The sequence below is a fragment of the Janibacter zhaoxuefangae genome, assembly GCF_050271985.1.
GTDB lineage: Bacteria > Actinomycetota > Actinomycetes > Actinomycetales > Dermatophilaceae.
The window spans coordinates 1,408,742-1,435,526 of the sequence record NZ_CP189849.1 but is presented as its reverse complement, the minus strand read 5'-3'; the positions used below and the strand labels follow the sequence as shown (position 1 = coordinate 1,435,526).

Below are 26,785 nucleotides of genomic sequence, written 5' to 3'. Positions count from 1 at the left end.
CGCCTCACAGGAAGGCGTGGGCCATGACTCGGACAACGGAGACGCGGACGAGGACGGGTGGGCCGCGAGCCCATGCCCTTCGACGGCGGATGGCGGCCCTGACCTTGGCCGTCTCCACCGCCGTGGGGATGGGCGCCGTCATGGCCCCGAGCCAGGCGGCCCCGAGCCAGACCACCGCGGGAACGACCGCGTGCAGCACCAACTGGGGATCGTGGGCGAAGTCCAAGCCGACCTACTCGTGGTCCCAGGTGCTGCGGGTGCGGGCGGGCCGGCACACCTGCTACGACCGCATGGTCGTCGACCTGCGGGGGACTCTGCGCGGTTACGACGTCCGGTACGCGCCGGTGTACACGGAGGGGCAGGGGACCAGGGTGTGGCTGCGCGGCGCCGCGGATCTGCGAGTGATCGTTCGGGGCCCGGCCTACGACAGCACGGGGCGTCCGACCTACGACCCTCACCCCAGGCTGAACGCGGTCGACGTGACCGGCTTCCGCACCTTCCGGCAGATCGCCTTCGCCGGCAGCTTCGAGGGGCAGACGACCTTCGGCGTCGGGACTCGGGCGCGCCTTCCCATGCGTGCTTTCATCCTCCGGACGGACGGCGGCTCACGGCTCGTCGTGGACGTCGCGCACACATGGTGACCCCTTTTGACCGACCGGTTGCGGCACGAGTAGGGTTATCGCGCGCACGACTGTGTGGCGTGCGCTCGAAGTGTCCAACACGATTCCATCTGTCCATCATCGGAGTTCCTACTACATGACTGCCAGCACGGTCGCCAAGACCGCCCCCCAGATCGCTGTCAACGACATCGGTTCTGAGGAAGACCTCCTCGCCGCCATCGAGGCGACGATCAAGGATTTCAACGACGGCGACATCGTCGAAGGTCGCATCGTCAAGGTCGACCGGGACGAGGTCCTGCTCGACATCGGGTACAAGACCGAGGGTGTCATCCCCTCCCGCGAGCTCTCCATCAAGCACGACGTCGACCCGTCCGAGGTCGTTTCCGTCGGTGACGAGGTCGAGGCCCTGGTTCTCCAGAAGGAGGACAAGGAAGGTCGCCTGATCCTGTCCAAGAAGCGCGCCCAGTACGAGCGCGCCTGGGGCACCATCGAGAAGGTCAAGGAAGAGGACGGCGTCGTCACCGGCACCGTCATCGAGGTCGTCAAGGGTGGTCTCATCCTCGACATCGGCCTCCGCGGCTTCCTTCCCGCGTCCCTCGTCGAGATGCGTCGCGTCCGCGACCTCCAGCCGTACGTCGGCAAGGAGATCGAGGCCAAGATCATCGAGCTCGACAAGAACCGCAACAACGTGGTCCTGTCGCGCCGTGCGTGGCTCGAGCAGACCCAGTCGGAGGTCCGCACGACCTTCCTCAAGGAGCTCCAGAAGGGCCAGGTCCGTTCGGGCGTCGTGTCCTCCATCGTCAACTTCGGTGCGTTCGTGGACCTCGGCGGCGTCGACGGTCTCGTCCACGTCTCGGAGCTGTCCTGGAAGCACATCGACCACCCGTCCGAGGTCGTCGAGGTCGGCACCGAGGTCACCGTCGAGGTGCTCGACGTCGACATGGACCGCGAGCGTGTCTCCCTGTCGCTGAAGGCGACGCAGGAGGACCCGTGGCAGCACTTCGCGCGGACCCACGCCATCGGTCAGGTCGTGCCCGGCAAGGTCACGAAGCTCGTTCCGTTCGGTGCGTTCGTTCGCGTCGACGACGGCATCGAGGGCCTCGTCCACATCTCCGAGCTGGCCGAGCGCCACGTGGAGCTGCCGGAGCAGGTCGTCACCGTCGGTTCCGACATCTTCGTCAAGGTCATCGACATCGACCTCGAGCGTCGTCGCATCTCGCTGTCCCTCAAGCAGGCCAACGAGACCGGTGGATCCATCGAGGAGTTCGACCCGACGCTCTACGGCATGGCCGCGGAGTACGACGACGAGGGCAACTACAAGTACCCGGAGGGCTTCGACTCCGAGACCAACGAGTGGCTCGAGGGTTACGAGTCGCAGCGTGAGGTCTGGGAGAAGCAGTACGCCGAGGCGCACGCCCGTTGGGAGGCCCACAAGACGCAGGTCGAGGAGGCCCTCAAGGCCGACGCCGAGGCTGCCGCCGGTGGCGGCGAGGCCCCAACGTCCTACTCGTCGGACTCGTCCCAGCAGGCCGCTCCGTCGACGTCGTCGGCTCCGAGCGCTCCTGTCTCCGAGGGCACGCTGGCCTCGGACGAGGCGCTTGCCGCTCTCCGCGAGAAGCTCACGGGCAACTGACCCTGAGTTCCTCCACGCACGAAGGGGGCCCCGCACCGATCACGGTGCGGGGCCCCCTTCGTCGTCGACGGGCTGTCTCTGCCGTCTCCTAGGATCGGCACATGTTGACGATCGGCCTCACGGGTGGCATCGGTTCCGGCAAGTCCACGGTATCCGCACGCCTCGCGGAACGCGGCGCGGTGGTCATCGACGCCGACAAGATCGCGCGCGAGGTCGTCGAGCCCGGCACGGCGGGCCTCGCCGCGGTCGTCGCCCGGTTCGGGTCCACGGTTCTCGGCCCGGAGGGGGCGCTGGATCGACCGGCCCTCGGTCGCCTCGTCTTCGGCGACGAGGGCGCCCGTGGTGACCTCGAGGGGCTCCTGCACCCCCTCATTCGCGACCGCACTCGCGAGCTGCTCGCCGACGCCGGCCGCGAGGCCATTGTCGTGCACGACGTCCCGCTGCTCGTGGAGAAGCACATGGGTGCCGACTACCACCTCGTCGTGGTCGTCGGTGCCGACGAAGGGACCCGCCACGCGCGTCTCGTCCGGGACCGGGGCATGGGCGACGCCGACGCCTGGGCCCGGATCCGTGCCCAGGCCAGCGACGAGGAGCGCCGCGCGGCCGCCGACGTGTGGCTCCCCAACGAGGGAAGTGTCGAGGAGCTCCTCGCAGCCGTTGACCGGCTCTGGGACGAGCGCCTCGTCCCGTACGAGGACAACCTGCGGGCCGGCCTCCGCCGCACCCGCGAGCCCGTCATCACCCTGCACGAGCCGGACCCCACGTGGCCCCAGCAGGCCGCTCGGATCCTCGCCAGGATCGGGCACGCCGTGGGGGAGCGGGCCGTGACGCTCGACCACATCGGCTCCACCTCGGTGCCCGGCCTCGTGGCGAAGGACGTGATCGACCTCCAGTTGGGCGTCGCCTCGCTCGAGGACGCCGACGAGGCGACCTTCGTCCAGGCTCTGACGGCGGCGGGCTACCCGCGGGTGGGGCACGTGGCGCAGGACAACCCGAAGGCGGCCGACGGCGAACCGCAGGTCTGGCCCAAGCGGTTCCACGGCAACTCCGATCCCGCGGTCGCGGTGCACCTGCACGTGCGCGAGGTCGATTCACCGGGTTGGCGTTGGGCGCTGCTCTTCCGCGACTGGCTCATCGACGACGCGGCCGCCCGGTCCGACTACGAGGACGCCAAGCGGCAGATCGAGGCGAAGGGCCTGTCCATGGAGCAGTACGCGCAGGACAAGGAGCCCTGGTTTGACGAGGCACACGAGCGGGTCGAGGCGTGGGCCCAGCGCACGGGCTGGAGGCCGGTGCGTCGCCGCGAGGGCGCTACCTGAGGTGCCTTCCTACCGCGTGGCCATCGACATCAAGGACATCCGCCCCGGGGTGGCTCCCGAGAGCCTGCTGCCGAGCGCGGAGCGGCTCCTCGCCCGGACGCACCGCGTCGAGGACCGGAGCGTCGAGCTCGTCCGGATGCAGCCCCAGATCCACCTGCGCTTCCTCGTCCCGACGACGTCGGACGCCGAGGAGGATGACGAGGCCGAGGGGGTCGTCCGGCGGCTCGTGGCCGATCTCGCGGCGCTGGCGACCTGTGGCGCCTGGGTGCTGCGCCGTGGTCCGGGCGGACACTGGCGGCAGATCCGCGAGGGCTTCGCGGACCACAGCGCGCAGGAGGTCGATGTCGATTTCTGAGGTTGTCGGTGGGCCCGCCTACGCTGGAGGGCATGCGCCCCACGACTGACCTGAAGCGGAGAGTCGCCCCCTTCGAGGTGATCTCCGAGTACACGCCCAGCGGCGACCAGCCGACGGCGATCGCGGAGTTGACGAAGCGCATCACGTCGGGTGCGCAGGACACCGTCCTCCTGGGCGCCACGGGCACCGGCAAGTCGGCGACGACGGCCTGGCTGATCGAGCAGGTGCAGCGCCCCACGCTCGTCATGGCACCCAACAAGACCCTGGCGGCCCAGCTGGCGAACGAGTTCCGCGAGTTGCTGCCCAACAACGCGGTCGAGTACTTCGTCTCGTACTACGACTACTACCAGCCCGAGGCCTATGTCCCGCAGACGGACACCTACATCGAGAAGGACTCCTCGATCAACGACGAGGTCGAGCGTCTGCGGCACTCGGCGACGAACTCGCTGCTGACCCGACGCGACGTGATCGTCGTGGCCTCCGTGTCCTGCATCTACGGCCTCGGCACGCCTCAGGAGTACGTCGACCGGATGGTCCCGCTCCGGGTCGGCGAGGAGCTGGACCGCGACATCCTGCTCCGGAAGTTCGTCACGATGCAGTACACGCGCAATGACCTGGCCTTCACCCGCGGCACCTTTCGCGTGCGCGGCGACACGGTCGAGATCATCCCGATGTACGAGGAGCTCGCCGTCCGGATCGAGTTCTTCGGTGACGAGATCGAGGCCATCCAGACCTTGAACCCGCTGACCGGCGAGGTCGTGCGGGACGAGCAGGAGATGTATGTCTTCCCGGCCTCCCACTACGTCGCCGGCCCTGAGCGCCTGGAGCGTGCCGTCAACGGGATCGAGGCCGAGCTCGAGGATCGCCTCAAGGTCCTCGAACAGCAGGGCAAGATGTTGGAGGCCCAGCGGCTGCGCATGCGCACGACCTACGACATCGAGATGATGCGTCAGGTCGGCTCGTGTTCCGGCATCGAGAACTACTCCATGCACCTCGACGGCCGCACTCCCGGCTCGGCGCCGAACTGCCTGCTCGACTACTTCCCCGAGGACTTCCTCCTCGTGCTCGACGAGTCGCACCAGACCGTCCCGCAGATCGGTGCCATGTACGAGGGCGACATGTCGCGCAAGCGGACCCTCGTCGACCACGGCTTCCGACTGCCCAGTGCCATGGACAACCGCCCCCTGAAGTGGGAGGAGTTCCTCGGCCGGATCGGGCAGACCGTCTACCTGTCGGCGACCCCGGGCGACTACGAGATGGCGAAGGTGGGCGGCGACGTCGTCGAGCAGGTCATCCGCCCGACTGGACTCATCGACCCCGAGATCATTCTCAAGCCGACGAAGGGGCAGATCGACGATCTGCTCCACGAGATCAACGAGCGCGTCGCGAAGGACGAGCGCGTGCTCGTCACGACGCTGACGAAGAAGATGGCGGAGGACCTGACGGACTACCTCCTCGACAAGGGTGTGCGGGTTCGTTACCTGCACAGCGACATCGACACCCTGCGCCGCGTCGAGTTGCTGCGCGAGCTGCGCCTGGGGGAGTTCGACGTCCTCGTCGGCATCAACCTCCTGCGTGAGGGGCTCGACCTGCCCGAGGTGTCGCTCGTGAGCATCCTCGACGCCGACAAGGAGGGGTTCCTCCGATCGGCCCGGTCGCTCATCCAGACCATCGGTCGTGCCGCCCGCAACGTGTCGGGTCAGGTCCACATGTACGCCGACAAGATCACCCCGTCGATGGAGCAGGCCATCGACGAGACCCGGCGCCGACGTGAGAAGCAGATCGCCTACAACGAGGCCAACGGCGTCGACCCGCAGCCGCTCCGCAAGAAGATCGCCGACATCACGGACATGCTCAACCGCGAGGACGCGGACACGGAGTCGCTCATCGGCGGGTCCGGTCGGTCCCAGTCCCGCGGCAAGAACGACCGTGGTGGTCGGGGTGCGATGGCGGCGGACACCGGTACCGCCCGCGAGAAGTTGGCCGGGATGGCATCCGCCGACCTGGCAGACCTCATCCAGGAGCTCACGGCGCAGATGCACCAGGCGGCCACGGAGCTGAAGTTCGAGCTGGCTGGACGCCTGCGCGACGAGATCGGCGACCTCAAGAAGGAGCTCCGCCAGATGACCGAGGCGACACGCTGAGACACCCCGGAGTTGTGTGGGGCACCGACGCCTGAGAAACTTCCCGGGTGGAGGGGAGTATCCCCAAGGCGGCGATTCGTCATCACGGCATGCTCTGGGTCAGAGCGCGCCCGGGTCGTCGGTCCGTCTCTGGACGGGAGAGACCTCCGGCCACTGACCCCTACGGTGACCGGAAGGTACTTTTCACGTAATGGACATTCAACTCTGGCAATGGCTGCTGACCATCGGTGTCGCGGCTGCCGTACTCATCTTCGACGTCGTCATGATCGCGCGACGTCCGCACGTCCCCAGCACGCGCGAGGTCTCGGTCACCCTGCTCGTCTACATCGGTGCGGCGATCGCCTTCGGCGTGTGGGTCTGGGTGAGCCACGGTGGGCAGCTCGCGGGTGAGTTCTTTGCCGGTTGGCTCACCGAGTACTCGCTCTCGGTCGACAACCTCTTCATCTTCCTGCTCATCATGAGCAAGTTCGCGGTGCCGAAGGCCTACCAGCAGACCGCGCTCATGATCGGCATCATCATCGCCATCGTCCTGCGCGGCATCTTCATCGCGCTCGGCGCCGCCGCGATCAACCAGTTCAGCTGGGTCTTCTACATCTTCGGCGCGTTCCTCATCTACACCGCCATCAAGCTCGCCAGCGAGGGCGAGAGCGACGACGACGAGTTCGAGGAGAACCGCTTCCTCAAGTTCGTCGAGCGTCGCCTGCCGGCCACCAAGGAGTGGAACTCCAACAAGCTCTTCACGGTGGAGAACGGCAAGCGCCTCATCACGCCGATGTTCATCGTCATCCTGGCGCTGGGCACGACCGACCTGCTCTTCGCTCTCGACTCGATCCCGGCGATCTACGGCCTCACCAAGGAGCCCTACCTCGTCCTGACGGCGAACCTCTTCGCTCTCATGGGACTCCGTCAGCTCTACTTCCTGCTGGGCGGGCTCCTGCAGAAGCTCGTGTACCTCAGCATCGGACTTGCCGTGCTCCTCGCCTTCATCGGCGTGAAGCTCATCCTGCACGCGCTGCACGAGAACGAGCTCCCGTTCATCAACGGTGGCCACCACGTGTCCGTCCCGGAGATCCCGATCTCCGTCTCGCTCGGTGCCATCGTCGTCATCCTCGGCGTGACCACCGTCGCGAGCCTCTGGAAGACCAAGCGCGACGAACGCCTGGGCATCGACGCCTGACCCCAGCGACCGGCAGTAGCCGTCAAACCGCGCCTAGGACCCCGCCGATTCGGCGGGGTCCTTGCGTGCTCCGAGGACGAGCGCGCTGGCGGTGACGACGAGTCCCATGCCCACGAGTTGGACGGGGGAGAGCCGCTGGTCGAGCACGATGAGGCCGGCGAGGGCGGCGACAGCGGGCTCCAGGCTGAGGAGGATGCCGAAGACGGCGGGCGCGAGCCTGCGGAGGGCGAGCAACTCGAGCGAGTAGGGCAGCACCGAGGACAGGACGGCGATGCCGAGCCCCTTCGCCAGGACGGTTCCGTCCCACGCGTCTGTCCCGTGGACGATGAGGTCCCAGATGCCGAAGGGGGTCACGACGATCGTCGCGACGACCAGGGCCCATGCGAGGCCCTCGAGCTGGGGGAAGGCGGCCCCGGTCCGCCCGGAGTAGACGATGTAGCCAGCCCAACAGGCTCCGGCGGTGAGGGCCAGGGCGATGCCCGCCCAGTCGAGGTCCGCCAGCGGGGTGGTCAGCGCCTGGGAGATGAGGAGGACCCCGAGCGCGGCGGCGGCGACGGCCACCAGGTCGCGCGGGCGTCGGGAGAGGGCCACGGCGAGCGTCAGCGGACCGATGAACTCGATCGTCACGGCGACGCCGATGGGCAGGTGCGCCAGCGACCCGTAGAAGGAGAAGTTCATCGCGCCGAGGAAGGCGCCGAAGGTGATCACGGTCGCCCACGCCGCCCGAGAGTGGCCGCGCCACCGCGGTCGGACGACCGCCCCGAGGATGAGAGTGGCCAACCCGAGGCGCAGGACGACGGAGCCCGCCGCGCCGATCTGGGGCACGAGGGTGGCCGCCAGTGCGCCGCCGAACTGGACGGAGACGACGGCGCCGAGCACGAGCAGCAGAGCCGTCGAGGCCGTGGGAGTGCGGGTCACGCCGACAGACTAGGCGGGTGTCGGCGTGGGCTGGTCGCCGGTGCGTCGGCGCCGTGGCGCAGGTGAGTAGAACGCGTCATGGCGCTGCGGGGCTGCACGGGCCACTCTGGGGACATGAGACAAGCCATCACCCCGGAAAACCAGCGGTGGCTGGGCGACCAACTGCGGGTCTGGCGGGCCGAAGGCTGGATCGACGAGGAGGTCGCCGATCGGATCGGTGGCAGCTACGAGGTCGTGTCGGGGCGGCGCCTCAACCTGGCGCGCTTGTTGCTGTCCCTCGGTGGTGTCTTCGTCGGGGTCGGGGTCATCTGGCTCGTGGCCGCGAATCTCGATGAGCTCTCGGCGATGGTGCGTCTCGCCGCGGTCTTCGCGCTGTTCGTGGCGGCACTGATCGGAGCCGAGGCGCTGGCCGATCGCCGCGAGCACCGGGGGACGATCCCGTCGCCCGTCGTCCACGCACTCCGGTTGGTGACCTCCCTGCTGCTGGGCGCGGTGATCTTTCAGGCGGCGCAGTCCCTGCAGGTGCCGGCCTACGAGCCCGCACTGCTCGGGCTCTGGTCGATCGGCTGCCTGCTCTACGCCCACCTCATGCGGACGGCCACGCCCCTGCTCGTGGGGCTCCCGGTCGGCTTCGCGTGGGCACTGTGGGCGCCGATGGTGGAACACGGGAGTTGGTTGACCTTCGTCGTCGCGATGTTCGCGGCCGCGCTGCTGGCGACGTCAGTCGCGCAGCTGCCCCAGCCGGCACCGTCGTTCACCGCGTGGTGGCGCGAAACAGGCGCCGCGTCGGCGCTGGCGGGCCTCTTCGTCGCGGCGATCCCGTCCGCCGAGCCCGACGGCTTCGGGGTCGGCCTCTCGCTCGCGCTGGTGTTGGCGGGCGCGGGGGTGGCGCTCGCGTTGGCCCTGTGGCGCGGCCGGGACCGTCGCGAACCGGCCGTCGTCGTTCTGCTCGGCGCCTTCGCCGTCCTGTTGGTCATCTGGGAGGCAGGTCAGGACGTCGAGAACGTCGACCTCGCCAGCTGGGCGCACGCCGCCCTCGCCGTCTCGATCTACGTCGTGGCCGCCCTCGGTGTCGCCTACCTCGGCATCGTGCACGACAGCCTCCGGCTCACCCTCATAGCCACCGCGGCCTTGGTCGTCTTCACGACGTTCCAGGCTTTCGCGGCCTTCGGGCAGATCATCCAGGGGGCATGGTTGTTCCTCCTCCTCGGCCTGGTCCTCGCCGGCAGCGGCTATGCCTTCGACAGGGTCCGCCGCGAGATCGCCGCCTCCGTGGAAGGGGACGCACGATGAACCGCACGCGCATCGCGATCATGGTGGCGGCGGGCCTGCTGCTCCCGGCGATCGGCGTCGCACCACAGCTCCAAGCCCGCGTGGTCGGAGACGAGTACGCCGTTCGAGTGGCACCGGTCGACCCACTGGATCCGTTCCGCGGCGCCTACGTCGATCTCTCCTACCCGGACCTGACTCGACAGGGCCCCAATCAGGAGGAGGGGCAGGGCGGGGACTTGGGCTCGATGCCCGAGGGTGACGAACGTGGGCCGGTGTTCATCACGCTGCGCCAGGACGGCGAGGTGTGGGTGGCCGACGACTACCTCCGTGCGCGCCCCGAGGCCGGCCCGTACCTGGCCTGCAACGACTGCGGCTGGAGGATCCACTGCGGCATCGAGAGTTGGTTCCTCCCGCAGGACGAAGCACGTGCGATGCAGGACGAGGTGTCCGATGGCGACCTGATCGCCACGGTCCGGATCGATTCACGAGGTCACGCCGCGCTGATCGACATCACCTGATCGCCGTTCACCAGCCGCGCTCGCGCCACTTCGCCAGGTGTGGGCGCTCGGCACCCAGCGTCGTGTCGGTGCCGTGTCCCGGATACACCCACGCATCGTCGCCGTAGACGTCGAAGACGCGTGTCGTCACGTCCTCGATGAGCGCGGGGAAGCTCTGGCCGGCATTCTTCGTGTTGCCCACACCCCCGGGAAAGAGGCTGTCACCGGTGAAGAGATGGACGTGCCCGTCCGGGTCGTCGTAGGCGAGCGCGACGGAGCCCGGTGTGTGGCCGCGCAGGTGGATGACGTCGAGAACGATGGCTCCGAAGTCGATGGTGTCGCCGTGGCGCAGGCTGTGGTCCGGAGGCAGCGGCAGACCCGCCGCGTCGTCGGCGCCCGCGTAGGTCTCGGCGCCGGTCTCGCGCGCGATCTGGTCGAGTGCCCGCACGTGATCGTGGTGCTGGTGGGTCGTCACGAGGTGCCGCAGGCCGTCACCGCTGCCGTCGGCGATGAGGCTGCGGATGCGGTCCGGCTCGTCCGCCGCGTCGATCAGCAGTTGCTGGCCCGTCGTGGCGCAGGTCAGGAGATAGACGTTGTTGTGCATCTCCGAGACCGCCATCTTGCGAATCGTCAGGGCAGGGAGCCGCCGGACCGACACGGGGCCGCCCGGACGGACATCGGGGTCGTACGGCGCGGCGTCGTCCACGGCGTCTTTCATCGTCAACCTCCCTTCGGCAGGGTGGGCAGGGCTTCGGAGGTGACGCCCGAGACGTCCTGACGGGCGAGCCACGCGAGGAGCCCGCTCGCTCCGCCGGACACGAGCGGACCGCCGCCATGGACGCTCCACTCCCGAGCGGTGGCTCCGGTCGCGTCCGTGACAGCGAGGGCGAAGGCCGGGCCGGGCGTCGAGGCCTTCAGCCGCGCCACCTCCTCGCCGATGAAGGCCATGGCGAGCTCGTCCTCGACGTCCTCGAAGTCGAACCCGGCCTCGAGGTCGGCGTGGTGGTAGACGACCTCGCGCAGGCGCATGAACGGCACCCGACGGACGGGGAAGGTCGCCCCGCCGGGCGTGCGCGGCACGGCCACGTCGTCGTGCTCGGGGCCGAGCAGGCGCAACTGCGCCCGGGCCGCCTCGGCGGTGTCGCGCAGGTCGGCGAGGGCCTCCGGTTGGGGACGCGTCGCCCCGGCCTCGATGTCGGCGTCCCGCTGCGTCTGGCTGCTGTACATCAGTGCGGGCCGACCTGCGGCGACGTCACCGGCCACGCCGCCGAGGGCGTCGGCGTTGCGCGCCAGGTGGGCGAGGACATGGCCGCGCGACCACCCGGGGCAGCGGGTCGGAGCCCGCAGATCCTCGGGTCCGGTCAGTCCCTCGACCGTGGTGATGAGCCGGGCGGTGTGGGACGCGATGGCCGCGTCGAGCTGATCCCTGTCCATGCCACGACGTTACTGCGCCGGGCCCGACTCCGCCGTGGCCGCGCGCGAGGTGGCTCCGGCCGCCCGTGCCTCGGCATCGCGCAGGGCGTACGCGGCGCCGATGAGCGTGAGGTGCGAGAAGGCCTGCGGAAAGTTGCCGGCCTGCCGGTCCCCTTCCACGTCGTACTCCTCGGCGACGAGGCCGACGTCGTTGAGGAGCCCGACGAGTCGGTCCATGAGCTCCCGAGCCTTCTCCACCTGATCGGTGACGGCGTAGGCCGTCACGAGCCACCACGAGCAGGCGAGGAAGGGGTGCTCGTCCCCGGCCAGCCCGTCGACTCCGGACTCGGTGCGGTAGCGCAGCAGGAAGCCGCCGCGCATGAGGTCGCGTTCGACGGCGGCCACGGTGCCGAGCACGCGAGGGTCGTCGGCGGGGAGGAAGCCCACGATGGGGATGAGGAGGAGCGACGCGTCGACCTCGTCCGTGTCGTAGTGCTGGGTGAAGGTCTGCTTGGCCTCGTTCCAGCCGCGGTCGAGGACGTCGTCGCGCACCCGCTCGCGCAGGTTGCGCCACAGCTCCACCTCGCCCTCGTAGCCGTGAATCTCGACGGCCCGGATCGCCCGGTCGAAGGCGGCCCACACCATGACCCGCGAGTGGGTGAAGTGCCGCAGGGGACCGCGGATCTCCCACAGGCCGTTGTCGGCCTGGTCCCAGTGCTCGGCGAGGTTGTTCACGAGCGCCCGTTGGACGGCCCATGACTGCTCCGACTCCCGCAGACCCTGCGCGCGGGCGTCCTCGAGCGCGATCATGACCTCGCCCAGGACGTCCGTCTGCTTCTGGTCGACGGCGCCGTTCCCGATCCGGACGGGCTTGCTGTCGGCATAGCCGGGCAGGTGGTCCAGCTCGCGCTCGGGGAGATCGCGGCCACCGTCGACGGCATACATGATCTGCATGTCCTCGGGGTCGCCGGCGACGGCCCGCACGAGCCAGTCACGCCACAGCTTGGTGGCGCCGACATAGCCCGACTTCAGCAGTGCCTCCAAGGTCAGCGACGCGTCGCGCAACCAGCAGTAGCGGTAGTCCCAGTTCCGGACCCCGCCGAAGTCCTCGGGCAGGCTCGTCGTCGGCGCCGCGACGATGCCGCCCCGGCGCGTGTCGGTCAGCAGCCGCAACGTCAGCAGGGACCGGACGACCTCGGCCCGGTAGGGGCCCTCGTAGGTACAGCGGGCGGCCCAGGTGGACGACGTCTCGTAGGTGGCCTCGATCCGCGAGTGGATGTCCAGGGGTGGCGGGATCGGCTTGTAGGACGCGAACCAGGTCGTCGAGAAGTTGTAGTGCTCACCGGCGCGCACCGTCCATTGGTCACGGTGGTGGCCGTCCTCGGGGTGGGGCAGACGGCTGCCGCGCAGGACGAGCATGTCGTTGCCGGCGATGGCCGTGATGACGTCGTGGTCCCGCGCGTGGCCGGGGGAGTGGGCGACCCACGGGCGAATCCGCCCGTAGCCGAGCCGCACGGTCCACTCGTGACGCATCTCCACCTCGCCCTCGAGGCCCTCGACGACGCGGATGACGTCCGCGCGGCCATCGCCCAGCGGCATGAGGTCAGTGACCTTGACGACGCCGGTGGCAGTGCGGTGCACGGTCTCGAGAATGAACGAATCCCCGCGATAACTGCGGGTCGTCGTGGCCTCACCCACGGGACCAATGAGCCACCGGCCGTGCTCGGGCGTCCCGAGGAGCGCCGTGAAACACGACGGCGAGTCAAAGCGGGGGAAGCACAGCCAGTCCAGGGAGCCCTCGCGGCTGATCAGGGCCGCGGTCTCGGTGTCGCCGATGACGGCGTAGTCCTCGATCGGAGTCGTCATCGGTGAAGCCTAGACGAGCCGACGGGCTGGCCGGCAGCGGTCGCCGGATTGGCTGTCGGTGGGCGCACCTAGCATGGACACCGTGACTTCTGCACCCTCCACGCCTCGCCCCTCCCGCCACGTGCACGACCAGCTGATCGTCCGTGGCGCCCGGGAGCACAACCTCAAGGACGTCTCCGTCGAGCTGCCCCGCGACTCGCTCGTCGTCTTCACGGGCCTGTCGGGATCGGGGAAGTCCTCGCTCGCCTTCGACACGATCTTCGCCGAGGGGCAACGTCGCTACGTCGAGTCGCTGTCGTCCTATGCCCGGCAGTTCCTCGGGCAGATGGACAAGCCCGACGTCGACTTCATCGAGGGGCTGTCCCCGGCGGTCTCCATCGACCAGAAGTCCACGAACCGCAACCCGCGCTCGACCGTGGGCACGATCACCGAGGTGCACGACTACCTGCGACTCCTCTTCGCCCGGGCCGGCCGGCCGCACTGCCCCGTCTGTGGCGAGCCGATCACGCGTCAGTCCCCGCAGCAGATCGTCGATCGCCTCCTCGAGCTCGAGGAGGGGACGCGCTTCCAGGTCCTCGCCCCCGTCGTCCGCGCGCGCAAGGGGGAGTACGTCGACCTCTTCGCCGAGCTGCAGACGAAGGGGTTCGCCCGGGCCCGCGTGGACGGCCAGGTCGTCTCCATGACCGAGCCGCCGACCTTGGAGAAGCAGGTCAAGCACACCATCGACGTCGTCGTCGACCGCCTCGTCGCCAAGGGCGCCGCGACGGCCAAGCAGCGGCTCACGGACTCCGTCGAGACCGCGCTCGGTCTGGCCGGGGGCGTCCTCGTCATCGACTTCGTCGACCGTGACGCGTCGGACCCCGCGCGCGAGCGTCGCTACTCGGAGCACCTGGCCTGCCCCAACGACCATCCGTTGGCGATGGACGAGATCGAGCCGCGCTCCTTCTCCTTCAACTCGCCCTTCGGCGCCTGCCCCGTCTGCACCGGCATCGGGACCGAGCTGGAGGTCGACCCCGAACTGCTCGTCCCCGACGACGACCTCACCCTCGCCGAGGGAGCGATCGCGCCGTGGTCCCAGGGCACGACGTCGGCCGAGTACTTCCAGCGGATCATGAGCGCGCTCGGCGACGACCTCTCCTTCGGGATGGACACCCCGTGGCGCGCGCTGCCCGAGCGGGCGCGTGAGGCCCTGCTCTACGGCAAGGACCACAAGGTCCACGTGAAGTACCGCAACCGCTACGGGCGCGAGCGCTCCTACTCGACCGGGTTCGAGGGGGTCGTCCCCTTCATCAAGCGGCGCCACGCCGAGACCGAGTCCGAGTGGAGTCGTGACCGCTACGAGGGCTATATGCGGGAGATCCCCTGCCCGACGTGCCGCGGCACCCGGCTGAAGCCCGAGTCGCTGGCGGTGCTCATCGGTGGGCGCAGCATCGCCGACGTCTCCGCGTTGTCCATCGCCGAGGCCGCCACATTCCTGCTCGAGATCGACTTCTCCGAGCGCGAGCGGCAGATCGCGGACCGGGTCATCAAGGAGATCAACGCGCGGCTCGGGTTCCTCCTCGACGTCGGGCTCGAGTACCTGTCGCTGGATCGGCCGGCGGGCACGCTGTCCGGCGGCGAGGCTCAGCGCATCCGGCTCGCCACGCAGATCGGTTCCGGGCTCGTGGGGGTGCTCTACGTCCTGGACGAGCCGAGCATCGGTCTGCACCAGCGCGACAACCATCGGCTCATCGAGACGCTGACCCGTCTGCGTGACCTCGGCAACACGCTCATCGTCGTCGAGCACGACGAGGACACCATCGCCACGGCGGACTGGATCGTCGACATCGGCCCCGGGGCGGGGGAGCACGGCGGGCACGTCGTGCACTCGGGCTCGGTGCAGGGTCTGCTCGAGCACGAAACGTCCGTGACCGGGCAGTACCTCTCGGGTCGCCGGGAGATCCCGATCCCGGACGTCCGGCGTCCCAACGACCCCGAGCGACAGGTCGGCGTCGTCGGTGCCCGCGAGCACAACCTGCACGGCGTCAACGCCCAGTTCCCGCTCGGCAACCTCGTGGCCGTCACGGGCGTCTCGGGCTCGGGCAAGTCGACCCTCGTCAACGACATCCTCTACAACGTGCTGGCCAACAAGCTCAACGGTGCGCGACGGGTGCCGGGTCGGCACAAGACCGTCACCGGCCTGGAGCACCTCGACAAGGTCGTCCACGTCGACCAGAGCCCGATCGGGCGGACGCCGCGGTCGAACGCGGCGACGTACACGGGTGTCTTCGACAAGATTCGTCAGCTCTTCGCGGAGACGACCGAGGCGAAGGTGCGCGGCTACCAGCCCGGCCGGTTCTCCTTCAACATGAAGGGGGGACGCTGCGACGCGTGCTCCGGCGACGGCACGATCAAGATCGAGATGAACTTCCTGCCGGACGTCTACGTCCCCTGCGAGGTGTGCCACGGCGCGCGCTACAACAGGGAGACGCTCGAGGTCCACTTCAAGGGCAAGACGATCGCGGACGTCCTCGACATGCCGATCGAGGAGGCCGAGGAGTTCTTCGCCGCGGTGCCTGCCATCTCCCGCCACATGAAGACGCTCAACGCCGTGGGTCTCGGGTACGTGCGCCTGGGGCAGCCCGCGCCGACGCTCTCCGGTGGCGAGGCACAGCGCGTCAAGCTCGCCAGCGAACTCCAGAAGCGATCGACGGGCCGCACCATCTACGTGCTCGACGAGCCGACCACGGGGCTCCACTTCGAGGACATCCGCAAGCTCCTGCTGGTCCTGCAGGGCCTCGTGGAGAAGGGCAACACGGTCATCGTCATCGAGCACAACCTCGATGTCATCAAGAGCGCCGACTGGGTCGTCGACCTCGGACCCGAGGGTGGGTCCGGGGGCGGACGCGTCATCGCGACGGGCACGCCCGAGGAGGTGGCCCAGGTCGCCGAGTCCCACACGGGGCGCTTCCTCGGCCCGATCCTCGACCGCAGTGCACGGGTCAGCCGGTCGAGCCTCTCGCCGACCCACCTCGTGGGGGAGGGCCCGGCCAAGAAGGCAGCCAGCACGAAGGCCGCGGCACCCAAGGCCACGGCCAAGAAGACCACCGCCACGAAGGCACCGGCCAAGAAGGCCGCCGCGAAGAAGACAGCGGCCACCCAGCAGCCGGCAAAGGTGACGGTGTCGAAGAAGGCAGCGGCCGCTGCGCGTCGCGCGAAGCGCGCAGGTTGATGAGCGCGAAGCGCGCAGGTTGATCAGCGCGAAGCGCGCAGGTTGATCAGCGAAGACGGCAGCACCAGCGACATGACGAGAGGGCCGCGGGGTCGAAACCCCGCGGCCCTCTGTCGTCCCGGCCCGAAGGCCGGACCTGCTCAGCCTTCGCCGAGGTAGGCCTTCCGGACGTCGTCGCTGCGCAGCAGCTCCGGCCCGGTGCCCTCAAGCACGATCTTGCCGACCTCGAGGACGTACCCCTTCGTCGCGAGGCGGAGCGCGGCCTGCGCGTTCTGCTCGACGAGCAGGATCGTCGTCCCCTGCTCCTGCAGGGTCTTCACCGTCGACATGATCCGCTTCATCATGATCGGCGAGAGGCCCATGGAGGGCTCGTCAAGCATGAGCAGCTTGGGGCGGCTCATCATGGCTCGGCCCATGGCGAGCATCTGCTGCTCACCACCGGAAAAGGTCCCGGCAGGCTGCTTCGAACGCTCCCCGAGGATCGGGAAGAGTTCGTAGGCGGCCTTGAGGTCCTTGTCGATGTCCTTGTCGCTGCGGGCGAACGCGCCGAGGAGCAGGTTCTGCTCGACGGTCATCCGAGGGAAGATCCGTCGCCCCTCGGGGGAGTGCGCCAGACCCAGCTGGAGGATCTCGTGGGCGGCGACGTTGTCGATCCGCTTGCCCTGGTAGAGCACCTCACCGCCGCTGGGACGGAGCAGACCGGAGATGGTCCGGAGCGTCGTGGTCTTGCCCGCGCCGTTGGTGCCGATGAGGGTGACGACCTCGCCCTCCTCGACGGTGAAGGAGATCCCCTTGACCGCGACGATCTTGCCGTAGGAGACCTCGAGGTCCTTGACCTCCAGCATGGGGCTCACTGCGTGTCCTCCTGATCGTCGTTGGCGCTGAAGGTCGCGTCCATCTCGAGCGGCGCGATCTCGTCGTCGTCATCGTCCTCCGGGGCCCCGATGTAGGCCTCGATCACCCGCGGGTCGGACTGGACCACCTCGGGGCTGCCCTCGATGAGGACCTCCCCGCGCACGAGACACAGCACCCGGTCACACAGCGTGAAGATGAACCGCATGTCGTGCTCGATGACGACGACGGCAAGCCCACGGTCGCGGATCCGGAAGATCAGCTCCATGCACTGCTGTGTCTCGAGCGGGTTCATGCCGGCCGTGGGCTCATCGAGCAGGAGCACGGTCGGGTCCGTGGCCAGGGCCCGGGCGATCTCCAGACGGCGCTGATCACCGTAGGAGAGGTTGCGGGCCAGGTGGTGGGCGACCTTCGTGAGCCCGACGAACTCGAGCAGCTCGTCCGCCCGCACGGACGACTCCTGCTCCTCGCGCCGGAACTTCGGACCCCGCAGGATCGTCGTGAGCGGTCCGGACGTGGTCCGGCAGTAGCGGCCGACCATGACGTTCTCGTGAGCCGTCATGTTGCCGAAGAGCCGGATGTTCTGGAAGGTGCGGGCCATACCGGCCATGACGACCGCCCGCGGCTTCGGCGGCAGCTGCTCACCGTTCAGCCGCACCGACCCACTCGTGGGCTGGTACATGCCGGTGAGGCAGTTGAAGAAGGTCGTCTTGCCGGCGCCGTTCGGGCCGATGAGGCCGACGATCTCGCCCTCATGCACCTTCATGGCGACGTTGTTGACGGCCGTCAGGCCGCCGAACTTCATCGTGACTCCGTCGGCCTCGAGGACGACGTTGCGCGGGGGCAGGGCGTCGGTGCTCGTGACCTGCGTGGGTGCGGCGGTCATTTTGCGGCCTCCAGTTCGTCCATGGTGGTGGCTGTGGCGAGCTCTTCATCGTCGTCGTGGAACTCGAGCTGGCGACGCTTGCTCGCGACGAGCCCCTCCGGACGGAAACGCATCATGACGATGAGCAGCAGACCGAAGATGAGCAGGCGGTACTCGGAGAAGAAGCGGAGCTTCTCGGGCATGAGCTTGAGGATGACCGCGCCGACGAGGACGCCAGCCACGGTGCCCATGCCGCCGAGGACGACGGCCGAGAGCAGGAACGCGGACTCCAGGAAGATGTACTGGTCCGGGGAGACCGCGACGTCGCGGTGCGCCTTGATCGTGCCGGCGAGACCGGCGAGGAAGGCACCACCGGCGAAGGCGAGGAGCTTGAGGCCGAAGGTGTTGACACCCATGGCCTCGGCGGCCCGCTCGTCCTCACGGATGGCGACCCAACCACGTCCGATGCGGCTGTTGTTGAGCCGCGTGAACACCAGGATGATGAAGGACAGCAGCACCAACAGCAGGAAGTAGTAGTTCGAGTCCGCCCCGAGCGTGACACCGGCAATGGTGTGCTCCGCGCCGAAGTCGAACCCGAACATGTTGAGGTGCGGGATGGCGGGGATGCCGTTGGGTCCGTTGGTGAGATCCGGCCCGTTGTTGCCGTCGAGGTTGAACATGGCCAGTCGGAAGATCTCACCGAAGGCGAGCGTCACGATGGCCAGGTAGTCACCCGACACGCGCAGCGTGGGGGAGCCGATGATCAGACCCAGGATCGCCGAGACGCAGCCACCGATGAGCATCGTCACCAGGAACGGGGGAGTCCAGTCGATGGTGGCGAAGGCGGAGGCGGACAGCATCGCCGAGACGTAGGCGCCAGCGCCGAGGAAGGCGATGTAGCCGAGGTCGAGGAGGCCAGCGAGGCCGACGACGATGTTGAGGCCGATGGCCGTGGCCGCAAAGACCAGCACGGCCGCCGCGATCGACATCGTCGCCTGGGAACCGCCGAGGGCGAACGGGAAGAGGAACGCCACGGCGAAGGAGGACAACGTCAGCACGTGCCGGTGGCGCGAGGCGACCGATCCGAACCAGGTGAAGAAGCCCGCCCGTGCGAGGGCGACGATGATGCCGGCCACCGTGACGAGGAAGAGGACGAAGACCCACGGGTCCTCGTGCTCCAGCGCATAGGCGGCCGCGAAGAGGGCCACCGCGAGGGACACGACGATGACGAGGATCTCCGCCCACCCGGGCAGCTTCACCCGGGTGATGTCGTCCAGCTCCCGCTGCGGCAGCAGCGTGGCGCCGACGAAGAGGAGCAGCGCGCCGACGAGGGCGACCCAACCGCCTTCGTTGACGTTGACGAGACCGGCCGTCTCGGTTGCGATGGCCACGAGCGAGAGCACCGCGAAGCCGAGGGTCCACGCCCCGAGGGCCCGCAGGCCGAGGGTGGCGTCGAGCCAACGCCGCAACCGGGACAGCACACCCAGTTCGACGAGCGACAGGACGAGTCCGGTCACACCGAGGAACAGGGCGAAGAGCTGGAGCGACGCGGGGTAGAAGCGGATCGAGATGTCGTCCAGGACGCGGTCGTCAAAGGACCACGAGAGGAAGGCGGAGACGATGAGGAGGACCGAGCCGGCGGCGGTGAGCAGCCGGGCGCGCGGCGCCTGGGCGACGCGGGTCTCCTCGGAGAAGTCGGGCAGGAGCTTCATGCGCGATCGACCACCTTCGCGCCCATGATGCCCTGCGGGCGGAACACGAGGACGACGATGAGGAGCGCGAAGGCCCACACGTCCTTCCACGACGAGCCGCCGAAGTCGCCGAGCACGCCGGGCAGGTTCTGGGAGTATTGGGTGGCGAGGGCCTCGACGACGCCGAGGACGAGCCCGCCGACGACGGCTCCCTGGATGTTGCCGATGCCTCCGAGGACGGCCGCGGTGAAGGCCTTGAGGCCGGCGAGGAAGCCCATCCGGAACTCGATGTTCGCGTTCATGAGGCCCTGCGCGACGCCGGCGATCGCGGCGAGAGCGGCACCGACAGCGAAGGCGATGACGATGATCCGGTCGACGTTGATGCCCATGAGGCGCGCGGTGTCAGGGTCCTGGGAGACCGCCTGCATGCCGTGGCCGGTCTTCGTCTTGTTGACGAACCACCAGAGGCCGGCGGCGCAGATGATGAGACATCCGATGGTGAAGAGGGCCGGGCGCTGGAGCGTCACGCCGCCGACGTCGATGGCCGTGCCGGTGACGACGTCGATCTGCGGGAAGACGAGGCGCTGCTTGGCGCTGGGGAAGTCCACGAAGGGGATCCGGTTGTAGAACAACCGGACGAACTCCTGGAGGAAGACCGAGATGCCGATGGCCGTGATGAGGGGGGCCAGTCGGGGCGCTCCGCGCAGAGGCCGATAGGCGATGCGCTCCATGAGGACGGCCGTACCGACCGACGCGACGATGGCGCCGATGATGATGGCCGGGAGGATGAGGATCGAGGTCGACCCCTGGAAGAAGAGCAGGTACGTGCTGAGGGCGCCGAACGAGCCGATCATGAAGACCTCGCCGTGGGCGAAGTTGATCAGCTGGATGATGCCGTAGACGACGGTGTAGCCGACGGCGATCAATGCGTAGAGCGAGCCCAGCGCCAACCCGTTGACGAGTTGTTGGGCGAATTGGTCCACGTGGGGCCTCCTGGGGTCATGCCGGGTCACGGCGGTCAGGTGGTCGGGGAATGCGCCCGGGGCGGACGTTGCACTCCCGGGGTGCGGCCCAGGGCGAGGGCCGCGATACGACGAAGCGGGGGCAGGGTGACTCCCTGCCCCCGCTTCGTCAGCGGGTCACCACTGGATCACTTGAACTCGTCGGTCTTCTCCGGCGCCCACTTGCCGCCCTTGACGGCGTAGGCGGTCAGGATGCGCGTCGTGTTGTCGCCGAACTCGTCGAAGGCGACCGCACCGGTGGCGCCGTCGAACTTCACGCTGGCCATGGCGTCGATCGTGGCCTGACGGGCGTCCTCGGCGGACGTGGCGTCCTTGAGGCTGACCTTCAGCGCGTTGATGATCGAGTTGGCGGCGTCGTAGGCGTAGGCGCCGTAGGCCTCGTACGGGTCCGAGTAGCCGGCCGCGTCGTAGTCCTCGACGAACTGCTGAGCGGAGTCCAGGTCCTCGACCGGGGCGCCGACGGAGGTGGCGAGGTCACCCGTGGAGTTCTTGCCCGCGAGCTTGATGAACTCCGGGGAGAAGATGCCGTCGCCGCCCATGAGCGGGACGTTGAGGCCGGCGGCCTTCATCTGCTGGGACAGAGGGCCAGCCTGCGGGTACTCGCCGCCGTAGTAGACCGCCGCCGGCTTCTTCGCCTTGACCGAGGAGACGACGGCGTTGAAGTTCGCGTCGTCCGGGTTGATGGTCTCGGCCGCGACGATCTTGCCTCCCAGCTTCTCGTACTCCTCCGTGAAGGCGGAGACGAGGCCCTGGCCGTACGTCTTCTTGTCGTGGATCGTCGCCAGTTCCTTGATGCCGGCCTCGTTGTAGAGGTAACGAGCGGCGAAGGGGCCCTGGATGGCGTCGGTGGTGCAGGTGCGGAAGTAGTTCGCGTAGGAACGCTTCGGTGCGTTGGCCGCGTCGGCGCCGCGTGTCAGGGACGGGCCGGTGTTGGCCGGGGAGACCATGACGATCTTGGCCGTGTTGAGGACGGGCTGGACGCTCTCGGCGACGGAGGAGTTGAGGGTGCCGACAACGCCGATGACGTCGGAGTCGGACGCCAGCGCGGAGGCGGCGTTCTTGCCGACCTCGGGCTTCGCCTCGTCGTCCTGGGCGTCGACCTCGAGGGTCCAGTCGCCGAGGTCGCCGGACTCGTTGGCCTGCTCGACGGCGAGCTCCACGGAGTGCTGGATGCCGAGACCCAGAGCCGAGAGGTCACCGGAGAGGGGGCTGATGACACCGATCTTGGCGACCTTGCCGCCGTCGGCTGAGTCATCCGTCGTGCTGTCACCACCGCGGGTGCCGCAGGCGGAGAGGACGAGGGTGGCGGCGAGCAGGGTGGCGCCGGCTGAAATGGCTGAACGCTGGGGCACGTTTCCTCCTGGGTGACATGGGCGAAGTGCCCGGCCCGCAGGTGTTGCGGGCAAACGCACAGTAGTCACGGACCGTTGCCCTGACCACGGGTGTTCGACCCCTTGTGTCCGTCCCGTTATGAATCGGCTCGGAACGCCCTCGTGCAACAGGGGGTGCAGACTGGGGTCATGACCTTCCCGGATCGTGACAGCCTGCCTGCTCGTCGTGCCGTACTCTGCGGTGCCGGCATCGCCTGCGTGACGGGGCTGACCGCCTGCGGCGGGGGCGGCGCCACCACGGCGACGAAGGCGGCCTCGAGCGCCGCGTCGAGTGCCTCGGGGACGAGCATCGATGTCGGTGACACGGCGATTGGCGGCGGGGTCGTCAAGGGTCAGGTCGTCGTCGTGCGCACGGCGAAGGACGAGTACAAGGCCTACAGCGCGATCTGCACGCACCAGCAGTGCGTCGTCGCTCGCGTCGAGAGTTCGACCGTCTTCTGTGACTGCCACGGCAGTCAGTTCGACGGCGCCACGGGCAAGCCCACGCAGGGACCGGCGACAGCACCACTCGTGCCGCTCGACGTCACGGTGACCGACGGCACCGCGACGGTCGCCTGACCGTCGCACGTCCCCACCCTGCGCCTTCCACCCCCCGCGCTTCGCGTCGTCCCTGCGGCCATGTGGCCTGTCGGCGGCCCGACATAGGGTGGACGTGTGGCTGACCCGTCGACCTACCGCCCGGCACCGGGCTCGATCCCGACGGATGCCGGCGTCTACCGCTTCCGGGACGACTCGGGCCGAGTCATCTATGTCGGCAAGGCGAAGTCGTTGCGACCCCGCCTCTCGTCCTACTTCCAGGACGTGTCGGCCCTGCACCCCCGCACGGCGACCATGGTGCACACCGGCGCCAGCGTCGAGTGGACCGTCGTGGCCAACGAGGTCGAGGCGCTCCAGCTCGAGTACGCGTGGATCAAGGAGTTCGATCCCCGCTTCAACGTGAAGTACCGCGACGACAAGTCGTATCCCTACCTCGCGGTGACGTTGGGGGAGGCGTACCCACGGGCCCAGGTGATGCGCGGAGCGAAGCGGCGGGGGACGCGCTATTTCGGCCCCTACACGCACGCGTGGGCGATCCGCGAGACGCTCGACCTACTGCTGCGCGTCTTCCCCCTGCGCACCTGCTCGAACGGGGTGTTCCGGCGTGCCGAGCAGGTCGGCAGGCCCTGCCTCCTGGGCTACATCGACAAGTGCTCGGCGCCGTGCGTCGGCCGCGTCAGCGAGGAGGAGCACCGCCAGATCGCCGAGGACTTCTGCGATTTCATGGCGGGTGACACCGGACGGTTCGTGCGTCGGATCGAGCGGCAGATGCATGAGGCCAGTGAGCGCCTCGACTTCGAGCAGGCCGCGCGCCTGCGCGATGACGTCCAGGCCCTGACGAAGGCGCTCGAGCGGTCCGCCGTCGTGCTGCCCGACGGCACGGACGCGGACGTCTTCGCCCTCGCGGATGACCAGCTCGAGGTGGCGATCCAGGTCTTCCACGTGCGCGGCGGGCGCGTCCGGGGACAGCGGGGCTGGGTGGCCGAGAAGGTCGCCGAGAGCGTCGAGGAGGTCGTCGGCCACCTCCTGCAGCAGGTCTACGGCGGCGAAGGGGGAGAGAGCGTGCCGCGCGAGGTGCTCGTCCCGATCCTTCCGCCGGACGCGCCGTCGGTGCGCGACTGGCTCACCGAGCGTCGCGGTTCCCAGGTCGACCTGCGGGTTCCCCAGCGGGGCGACAAGCGCGCCCTCATGGAGACCGTCGAGCGCAACGCGACCCAGTCGCTCGCTCGGCACAAGGTCGCGCGCGCGGGTGACCTCACGGCCCGGAGCAAGGCCCTTGAGGAACTGCAGGAGGCTCTGGAACTCGACGAGGCGCCGCTGCGGATCGAGTGCTACGACATCAGCCACGTGCAGGGGACGAACGTCGTCGGCTCGATGGTCGTCTTCGAGGACGGGCTCGCGCGCAAGAGCGAGTACCGCCGGTTCATCGTCCGCGGTCGAGGTGATGGCCAACCCGTGGACGACACCGCCGCCATGCACGAGGTCCTCACACGCCGTTTCCGCCAGCGACCCGAGGACGTACCGGAGGAGAGCGCCGCCGCCGAGGTGGAGCGCTCGGGTCCGGCCGCGGTCGACCCCGACACCGGGCGGCCACGCCGGTTCGCCTACCGCCCACAACTCGTCGTCGTCGACGGCGGTCTGCCGCAGGTCAATGCGGCCCGGACCGCACTCATGGACGCCGGCGTGAGCGACGTCGCCGTCGTCGGCCTGGCCAAGCGGCTCGAGGAGGTGTGGGTGCCGGGGCAGGAGTTCCCCGTCATCCTGCCCCGCACGAGCGAGGGCCTCTACCTGCTGCAGCGCGTCCGCGATGAGGCGCACCGGTTCGCCATCACCTTCCACCGACAGCGACGCAGCAAGGCGATGACGACGAGCGCGCTCGACGGCATCCCCGGCCTGGGCGCCACGCGACAGAAGGCGCTGCTGAGACACTTCGGGTCCCTCAGGCGAATCCGGGCAGCCTCCCCGGAGGAGCTGACCGTCGTGTCGGGGATCGGTCCCACCCTCGCCGCCACGATTGCGGCAGAGTTGGCCCGGGACACCGAGACGGCGCCCGTGGTCAACCTCATGACGGGCGAGGTCCTCGACGACGGGCACGACGCCGGAACGATCGACAGCGAGCGGAAGGGAGAGAGCACCGATGGTTGACCCAGGGGCCGAACCGGAGATCCTCATCGTCACGGGGATGAGCGGAGCCGGACGCACGACGACCGGCAACGTCCTCGAGGACCTCGGGTGGTACGTCATCGACAACCTGCCGCCCCAGCTGTTGCAGTCCCTGGCGGACCTCGCCGACACGGCGCTCCGGGACCGCGCGGAGCGACTGCGTTACGCCGTGGTCGTCGATGTGCGGGCCCGCAGCTTCTTCGGTCATCTCAGAGCCGCGATGGACGAGATGCGCCACCGTGGGTGGCGGCCCAACCTCGTCTTCCTCGACGCGACCGACGAGGCCCTCGTGCGCCGCTTCGAGTCCGTGCGCCGCCCCCACCCGCTCCAGGGGGACGGTCGTCTCCTGGACGGCATCCAGGCCGAGCGGGCCCAGCTCGAGCACCTGCGGTCGATCGCGGACGTCGTCATCGACACCTCTGGGCTCAACGTCCACCAGCTCGCCCGCAAGCTCTCGCCCATCTTCAGCCCCGCGGGGCGGCACCGCCTGCGACTGGCCGTCGTGTCGTTCGGTTTCAAGTACGGCGTCCCGCTCGACGCGGACTTCGTCTTCGACATGCGCTTCCTCCCCAACCCCTACTGGGTACCCGAGCTCCGCAACCACACGGGCAAGGAGACGGAGGTCGCCGAGTACGTCCTCTCGCGGGACGGGGCCTCCGAGTTCGTCGAGCGGGTGGCCGCCCTCTTCGAGCCGGTGACGGCGGGCTACGTGCGCGAGGAGCGTCGCTACGTCACGATCGCCGTCGGCTGCACGGGCGGCAAGCACCGCTCGGTGGCCATGGCCGAGGCCATTGCGGCCCGGCTCGCCACGTCGACCATCTCCTCCTTCGTCGTGCACCGCGACCTGGGGCGCGAATGAGGTACCCCCGCGTCGTCGCCCTCGGCGGTGGCCACGGACTGTCCGCGTCGTTGTCCGCGCTACGCCTGGTCGTCGAGGAGATCACGGCCGTCGTCACCGTCGCCGACGACGGTGGCTCCAGCGGTCGCCTACGGGACGAGTTCGGCGTGCTGCCGCCGGGGGACCTGCGGATGGCTCTCGCCGCGCTCTGCGACGACAGCGAATGGGGGCACGTCTGGGCGGACGTGCTCCAGCACCGCTTCGTCGGGGACGGGCAGCTGTCGGGACACGCCCTCGGCAACCTGCTCATCGTCGCGCTCTGGCAGCAGCACCAGGACCCGGTGCGCGGCCTCGACCTCGTCGGCCGGCTGCTCAACGCGCGCGGTCGGGTGCTGCCGATGGCGGCAGTGCCCCTCGAGATCCGGGCGACCGTCGCCGGCGCCGATCCGGCAGCCCCCGACGCGGTGACCGAGGTCCGCGGGCAGGTCCAGGTCGCCCGGACGAAGGGGAAAGTCGTGTCGATCTCGATCGACCCGCCGCAACCCCCGGCCTGCGACGAGAGCGTCGCGGCGCTGCATGCCGCGGACTGGGTGGTGCTCGGGCCCGGCTCGTGGTTCACCTCCGTCGTGCCGCACCTGCTCGTGCCCTCCCTCCGGGAGGCGCTCGTCGAGACCCGCGCCCGTCGCCTGCTGGCGCTCAACCTCGAGCTGGACACCGCCGAGACGACCGGGTTCACGGCCGCCCGTCACCTCGAGGTCATCGCCGAGCACGCCCCCGAGCTGCGGATCGACGTGGTTCTCGTCGACCCGTCGGTGGTCGACGACGAGGCGAGCCTGCGGGACGCGGCGCGGGCACTGGGAGCCGAGCTCGTCATCAGTCAGGTCGCCCAGGCCGGCCACCCCGGCACCCACGACCCGTTGCGTCTCGCGGCCGCCTTCCGAGACATCCTCGGGTGACTTCCCTGGAGGCCTCCGGCCGGACGACACGCCGACGAGTGGCAG

At 69.0% G+C, this 26,785-nt stretch carries 22 protein-coding genes; 13 read left to right on the top strand and 9 right to left on the bottom strand.

Annotated features, from left to right (window positions below):
• Positions 1–89: 89 nt before the first annotated feature.
• The 6 genes from ACQBAS_RS06775 (at position 90) to ACQBAS_RS06750 (ending at position 7,248) form a co-directional block, all read left to right on the top strand.
• Positions 90–641 carry an AMIN-like domain-containing (lipo)protein gene (locus tag ACQBAS_RS06775; protein WP_427383056.1) on the top strand — a complete coding sequence of 184 codons (552 nt, stop codon included), beginning with the start codon at positions 90–92 and terminating at the stop codon, positions 639–641.
• Between the two features lie 115 nt (positions 642–756).
• Positions 757–2,253, top strand: a complete 1,497-nt coding sequence (gene rpsA, locus ACQBAS_RS06770) for a 30S ribosomal protein S1 (protein WP_427383055.1) — start codon at positions 757–759, stop codon at positions 2,251–2,253.
• Between the two features lie 101 nt (positions 2,254–2,354).
• Complete coding sequence (gene coaE, locus ACQBAS_RS06765; protein ID WP_427383054.1) at positions 2,355–3,572, top strand: dephospho-CoA kinase; 1,218 nt, start codon at positions 2,355–2,357, stop codon at positions 3,570–3,572.
• Between the two features lie 16 nt (positions 3,573–3,588).
• The gene (locus ACQBAS_RS06760) at positions 3,589–3,927 is read left to right on the top strand and encodes a hypothetical protein (protein ID WP_427383053.1); all 339 of its coding nucleotides are present in this window, start codon (positions 3,589–3,591) and stop codon (positions 3,925–3,927) included.
• Positions 3,928–3,959: 32 nt separating this feature from the next.
• A complete protein-coding gene (gene uvrB / locus ACQBAS_RS06755; protein ID WP_427383052.1) occupies positions 3,960–6,071 on the top strand; it encodes an excinuclease ABC subunit UvrB in 2,112 nt (703 codons plus the stop codon).
• A gap of 190 nt (positions 6,072–6,261) precedes the next feature.
• A complete protein-coding gene (locus tag ACQBAS_RS06750) occupies positions 6,262–7,248 on the top strand; it encodes a TerC family protein (protein ID WP_427383051.1) in 987 nt (328 codons plus the stop codon).
• Positions 7,249–7,281: 33 nt separating this feature from the next.
• Here the strand turns inward: ACQBAS_RS06750 and ACQBAS_RS06745 are convergent, their stop codons facing one another.
• Positions 7,282–8,166, bottom strand: coding sequence for an EamA family transporter (locus tag ACQBAS_RS06745; RefSeq protein WP_427383050.1), 885 nt, complete (start codon positions 8,164–8,166; stop codon positions 7,282–7,284).
• Between the two features lie 114 nt (positions 8,167–8,280).
• On the opposite strand from ACQBAS_RS06745, the gene ACQBAS_RS06740 reads away from it, so the two are divergent.
• A complete protein-coding gene (locus tag ACQBAS_RS06740) occupies positions 8,281–9,459 on the top strand; it encodes a DUF2157 domain-containing protein (RefSeq protein ID WP_427383049.1) in 1,179 nt (392 codons plus the stop codon).
• Positions 9,456–9,956: a GDYXXLXY domain-containing protein gene (locus tag ACQBAS_RS06735; RefSeq protein ID WP_427383048.1), complete on the top strand. Its 501-nt coding sequence runs from the start codon at positions 9,456–9,458 to the stop codon at positions 9,954–9,956. Before ACQBAS_RS06740 ends, ACQBAS_RS06735 begins: the two co-directional genes overlap by 4 nt.
• 7 nt (positions 9,957–9,963) lie before the next feature.
• Here ACQBAS_RS06735 and ACQBAS_RS06730 read toward each other — a convergent pair whose 3' ends face one another.
• From ACQBAS_RS06730 to ACQBAS_RS06720, 3 genes are read right to left on the bottom strand one after another with little or no spacing between them, the layout of a single operon-like run.
• Complete coding sequence (locus tag ACQBAS_RS06730; protein ID WP_427383047.1) at positions 9,964–10,653, bottom strand: MBL fold metallo-hydrolase; 690 nt, start codon at positions 10,651–10,653, stop codon at positions 9,964–9,966.
• A gap of 2 nt (positions 10,654–10,655) precedes the next feature.
• A complete protein-coding gene (locus tag ACQBAS_RS06725; protein WP_427383046.1) occupies positions 10,656–11,369 on the bottom strand; it encodes a maleylpyruvate isomerase family mycothiol-dependent enzyme in 714 nt (237 codons plus the stop codon).
• 9 nt (positions 11,370–11,378) lie between these two features.
• Positions 11,379–13,214, bottom strand: coding sequence for a glycoside hydrolase family 15 protein (locus tag ACQBAS_RS06720; protein WP_427383045.1), 1,836 nt, complete (start codon positions 13,212–13,214; stop codon positions 11,379–11,381).
• Between the two features lie 73 nt (positions 13,215–13,287).
• On the opposite strand from ACQBAS_RS06720, the gene uvrA reads away from it, so the two are divergent.
• Complete coding sequence (gene uvrA / locus ACQBAS_RS06715) at positions 13,288–16,425, top strand: excinuclease ABC subunit UvrA (RefSeq protein WP_427383044.1); 3,138 nt, start codon at positions 13,288–13,290, stop codon at positions 16,423–16,425.
• A 140-nt stretch (positions 16,426–16,565) separates the two neighbouring features.
• On the opposite strand, the gene ACQBAS_RS06710 is transcribed toward uvrA, so the two are convergent.
• From ACQBAS_RS06710 to ACQBAS_RS06690, 5 genes are all read right to left on the bottom strand, one after another.
• Entirely contained in the window at positions 16,566–17,270 is a 705-nt protein-coding gene (locus tag ACQBAS_RS06710; protein WP_427385592.1) for an ABC transporter ATP-binding protein, read from the bottom strand.
• A 5-nt stretch (positions 17,271–17,275) separates the two neighbouring features.
• A complete protein-coding gene (locus ACQBAS_RS06705) occupies positions 17,276–18,163 on the bottom strand; it encodes an ABC transporter ATP-binding protein (RefSeq protein WP_427383043.1) in 888 nt (295 codons plus the stop codon).
• A complete protein-coding gene (locus ACQBAS_RS06700) occupies positions 18,160–19,854 on the bottom strand; it encodes a branched-chain amino acid ABC transporter permease (protein WP_427383042.1) in 1,695 nt (564 codons plus the stop codon). Before ACQBAS_RS06700 ends, ACQBAS_RS06705 begins: the two co-directional genes overlap by 4 nt.
• On the bottom strand, positions 19,851–20,816 hold the full coding sequence (locus ACQBAS_RS06695) for a branched-chain amino acid ABC transporter permease (protein ID WP_427383041.1): 966 nt from the start codon (positions 20,814–20,816) through the stop codon (positions 19,851–19,853). The genes ACQBAS_RS06700 and ACQBAS_RS06695 overlap by 4 nt, the downstream gene beginning before the upstream one ends.
• Positions 20,817–20,983: 167 nt before the next feature.
• The gene (locus ACQBAS_RS06690) at positions 20,984–22,207 is read right to left on the bottom strand and encodes a branched-chain amino acid ABC transporter substrate-binding protein (RefSeq protein WP_427383040.1); all 1,224 of its coding nucleotides are present in this window, start codon (positions 22,205–22,207) and stop codon (positions 20,984–20,986) included.
• 168 nt (positions 22,208–22,375) lie between these two features.
• On the opposite strand from ACQBAS_RS06690, the gene ACQBAS_RS06685 reads away from it, so the two are divergent.
• The 4 genes from ACQBAS_RS06685 (at position 22,376) to ACQBAS_RS06670 (ending at position 26,740) form a co-directional block, all read left to right on the top strand.
• Positions 22,376–22,804, top strand: a complete 429-nt coding sequence (locus tag ACQBAS_RS06685) for a ubiquinol-cytochrome c reductase iron-sulfur subunit (RefSeq protein ID WP_427383039.1) — start codon at positions 22,376–22,378, stop codon at positions 22,802–22,804.
• A 96-nt stretch (positions 22,805–22,900) separates the two neighbouring features.
• Complete coding sequence (gene uvrC / locus ACQBAS_RS06680) at positions 22,901–24,928, top strand: excinuclease ABC subunit UvrC (RefSeq protein ID WP_427383038.1); 2,028 nt, start codon at positions 22,901–22,903, stop codon at positions 24,926–24,928.
• Positions 24,921–25,805, top strand: coding sequence for an RNase adapter RapZ (rapZ, locus tag ACQBAS_RS06675; RefSeq protein WP_427383037.1), 885 nt, complete (start codon positions 24,921–24,923; stop codon positions 25,803–25,805). The genes uvrC and rapZ overlap by 8 nt, the downstream gene beginning before the upstream one ends.
• Positions 25,802–26,740, top strand: a complete 939-nt coding sequence (locus tag ACQBAS_RS06670) for a gluconeogenesis factor YvcK family protein (protein ID WP_427383036.1) — start codon at positions 25,802–25,804, stop codon at positions 26,738–26,740. Before rapZ ends, ACQBAS_RS06670 begins: the two co-directional genes overlap by 4 nt.
• The last annotated feature ends 45 nt before the right edge of the window (positions 26,741–26,785 follow it).

What these genes read in the sequence shown, in the direction of transcription:
- ACQBAS_RS06730 (WP_427383047.1), bottom strand. Translation starts at nt 10,653, where the DNA reads ATGAAAGACGCCGTGGACGACGCCGCGCCGTACGACCCCGATGTCCGT.
- ACQBAS_RS06670 (WP_427383036.1), top strand. Translation starts at nt 25,802, where the DNA reads ATGAGGTACCCCCGCGTCGTCGCCCTCGGCGGTGGCCACGGACTGTCC.
- ACQBAS_RS06725 (WP_427383046.1), bottom strand. Translation starts at nt 11,369, where the DNA reads ATGGACAGGGATCAGCTCGACGCGGCCATCGCGTCCCACACCGCCCGG.
- ACQBAS_RS06720 (WP_427383045.1), bottom strand. Translation starts at nt 13,214, where the DNA reads ATGACGACTCCGATCGAGGACTACGCCGTCATCGGCGACACCGAGACC.
- ACQBAS_RS06775 (WP_427383056.1), top strand. Translation starts at nt 90, where the DNA reads ATGGCGGCCCTGACCTTGGCCGTCTCCACCGCCGTGGGGATGGGCGCC.
- ACQBAS_RS06685 (WP_427383039.1), top strand. Translation starts at nt 22,376, where the DNA reads ATGACCTTCCCGGATCGTGACAGCCTGCCTGCTCGTCGTGCCGTACTC.
- ACQBAS_RS06700 (WP_427383042.1), bottom strand. Translation starts at nt 19,854, where the DNA reads ATGAAGCTCCTGCCCGACTTCTCCGAGGAGACCCGCGTCGCCCAGGCG.
- rapZ (WP_427383037.1), top strand. Translation starts at nt 24,921, where the DNA reads ATGGTTGACCCAGGGGCCGAACCGGAGATCCTCATCGTCACGGGGATG.
- ACQBAS_RS06710 (WP_427385592.1), bottom strand. Translation starts at nt 17,270, where the DNA reads ATGCTGGAGGTCAAGGACCTCGAGGTCTCCTACGGCAAGATCGTCGCG.
- ACQBAS_RS06735 (WP_427383048.1), top strand. Translation starts at nt 9,456, where the DNA reads ATGAACCGCACGCGCATCGCGATCATGGTGGCGGCGGGCCTGCTGCTC.
- ACQBAS_RS06750 (WP_427383051.1), top strand. Translation starts at nt 6,262, where the DNA reads ATGGACATTCAACTCTGGCAATGGCTGCTGACCATCGGTGTCGCGGCT.
- uvrA (WP_427383044.1), top strand. Translation starts at nt 13,288, where the DNA reads ATGGACACCGTGACTTCTGCACCCTCCACGCCTCGCCCCTCCCGCCAC.
- ACQBAS_RS06705 (WP_427383043.1), bottom strand. Translation starts at nt 18,163, where the DNA reads ATGACCGCCGCACCCACGCAGGTCACGAGCACCGACGCCCTGCCCCCG.
- coaE (WP_427383054.1), top strand. Translation starts at nt 2,355, where the DNA reads ATGTTGACGATCGGCCTCACGGGTGGCATCGGTTCCGGCAAGTCCACG.
- rpsA (WP_427383055.1), top strand. Translation starts at nt 757, where the DNA reads ATGACTGCCAGCACGGTCGCCAAGACCGCCCCCCAGATCGCTGTCAAC.
- ACQBAS_RS06740 (WP_427383049.1), top strand. Translation starts at nt 8,281, where the DNA reads ATGAGACAAGCCATCACCCCGGAAAACCAGCGGTGGCTGGGCGACCAA.
- uvrB (WP_427383052.1), top strand. Translation starts at nt 3,960, where the DNA reads ATGCGCCCCACGACTGACCTGAAGCGGAGAGTCGCCCCCTTCGAGGTG.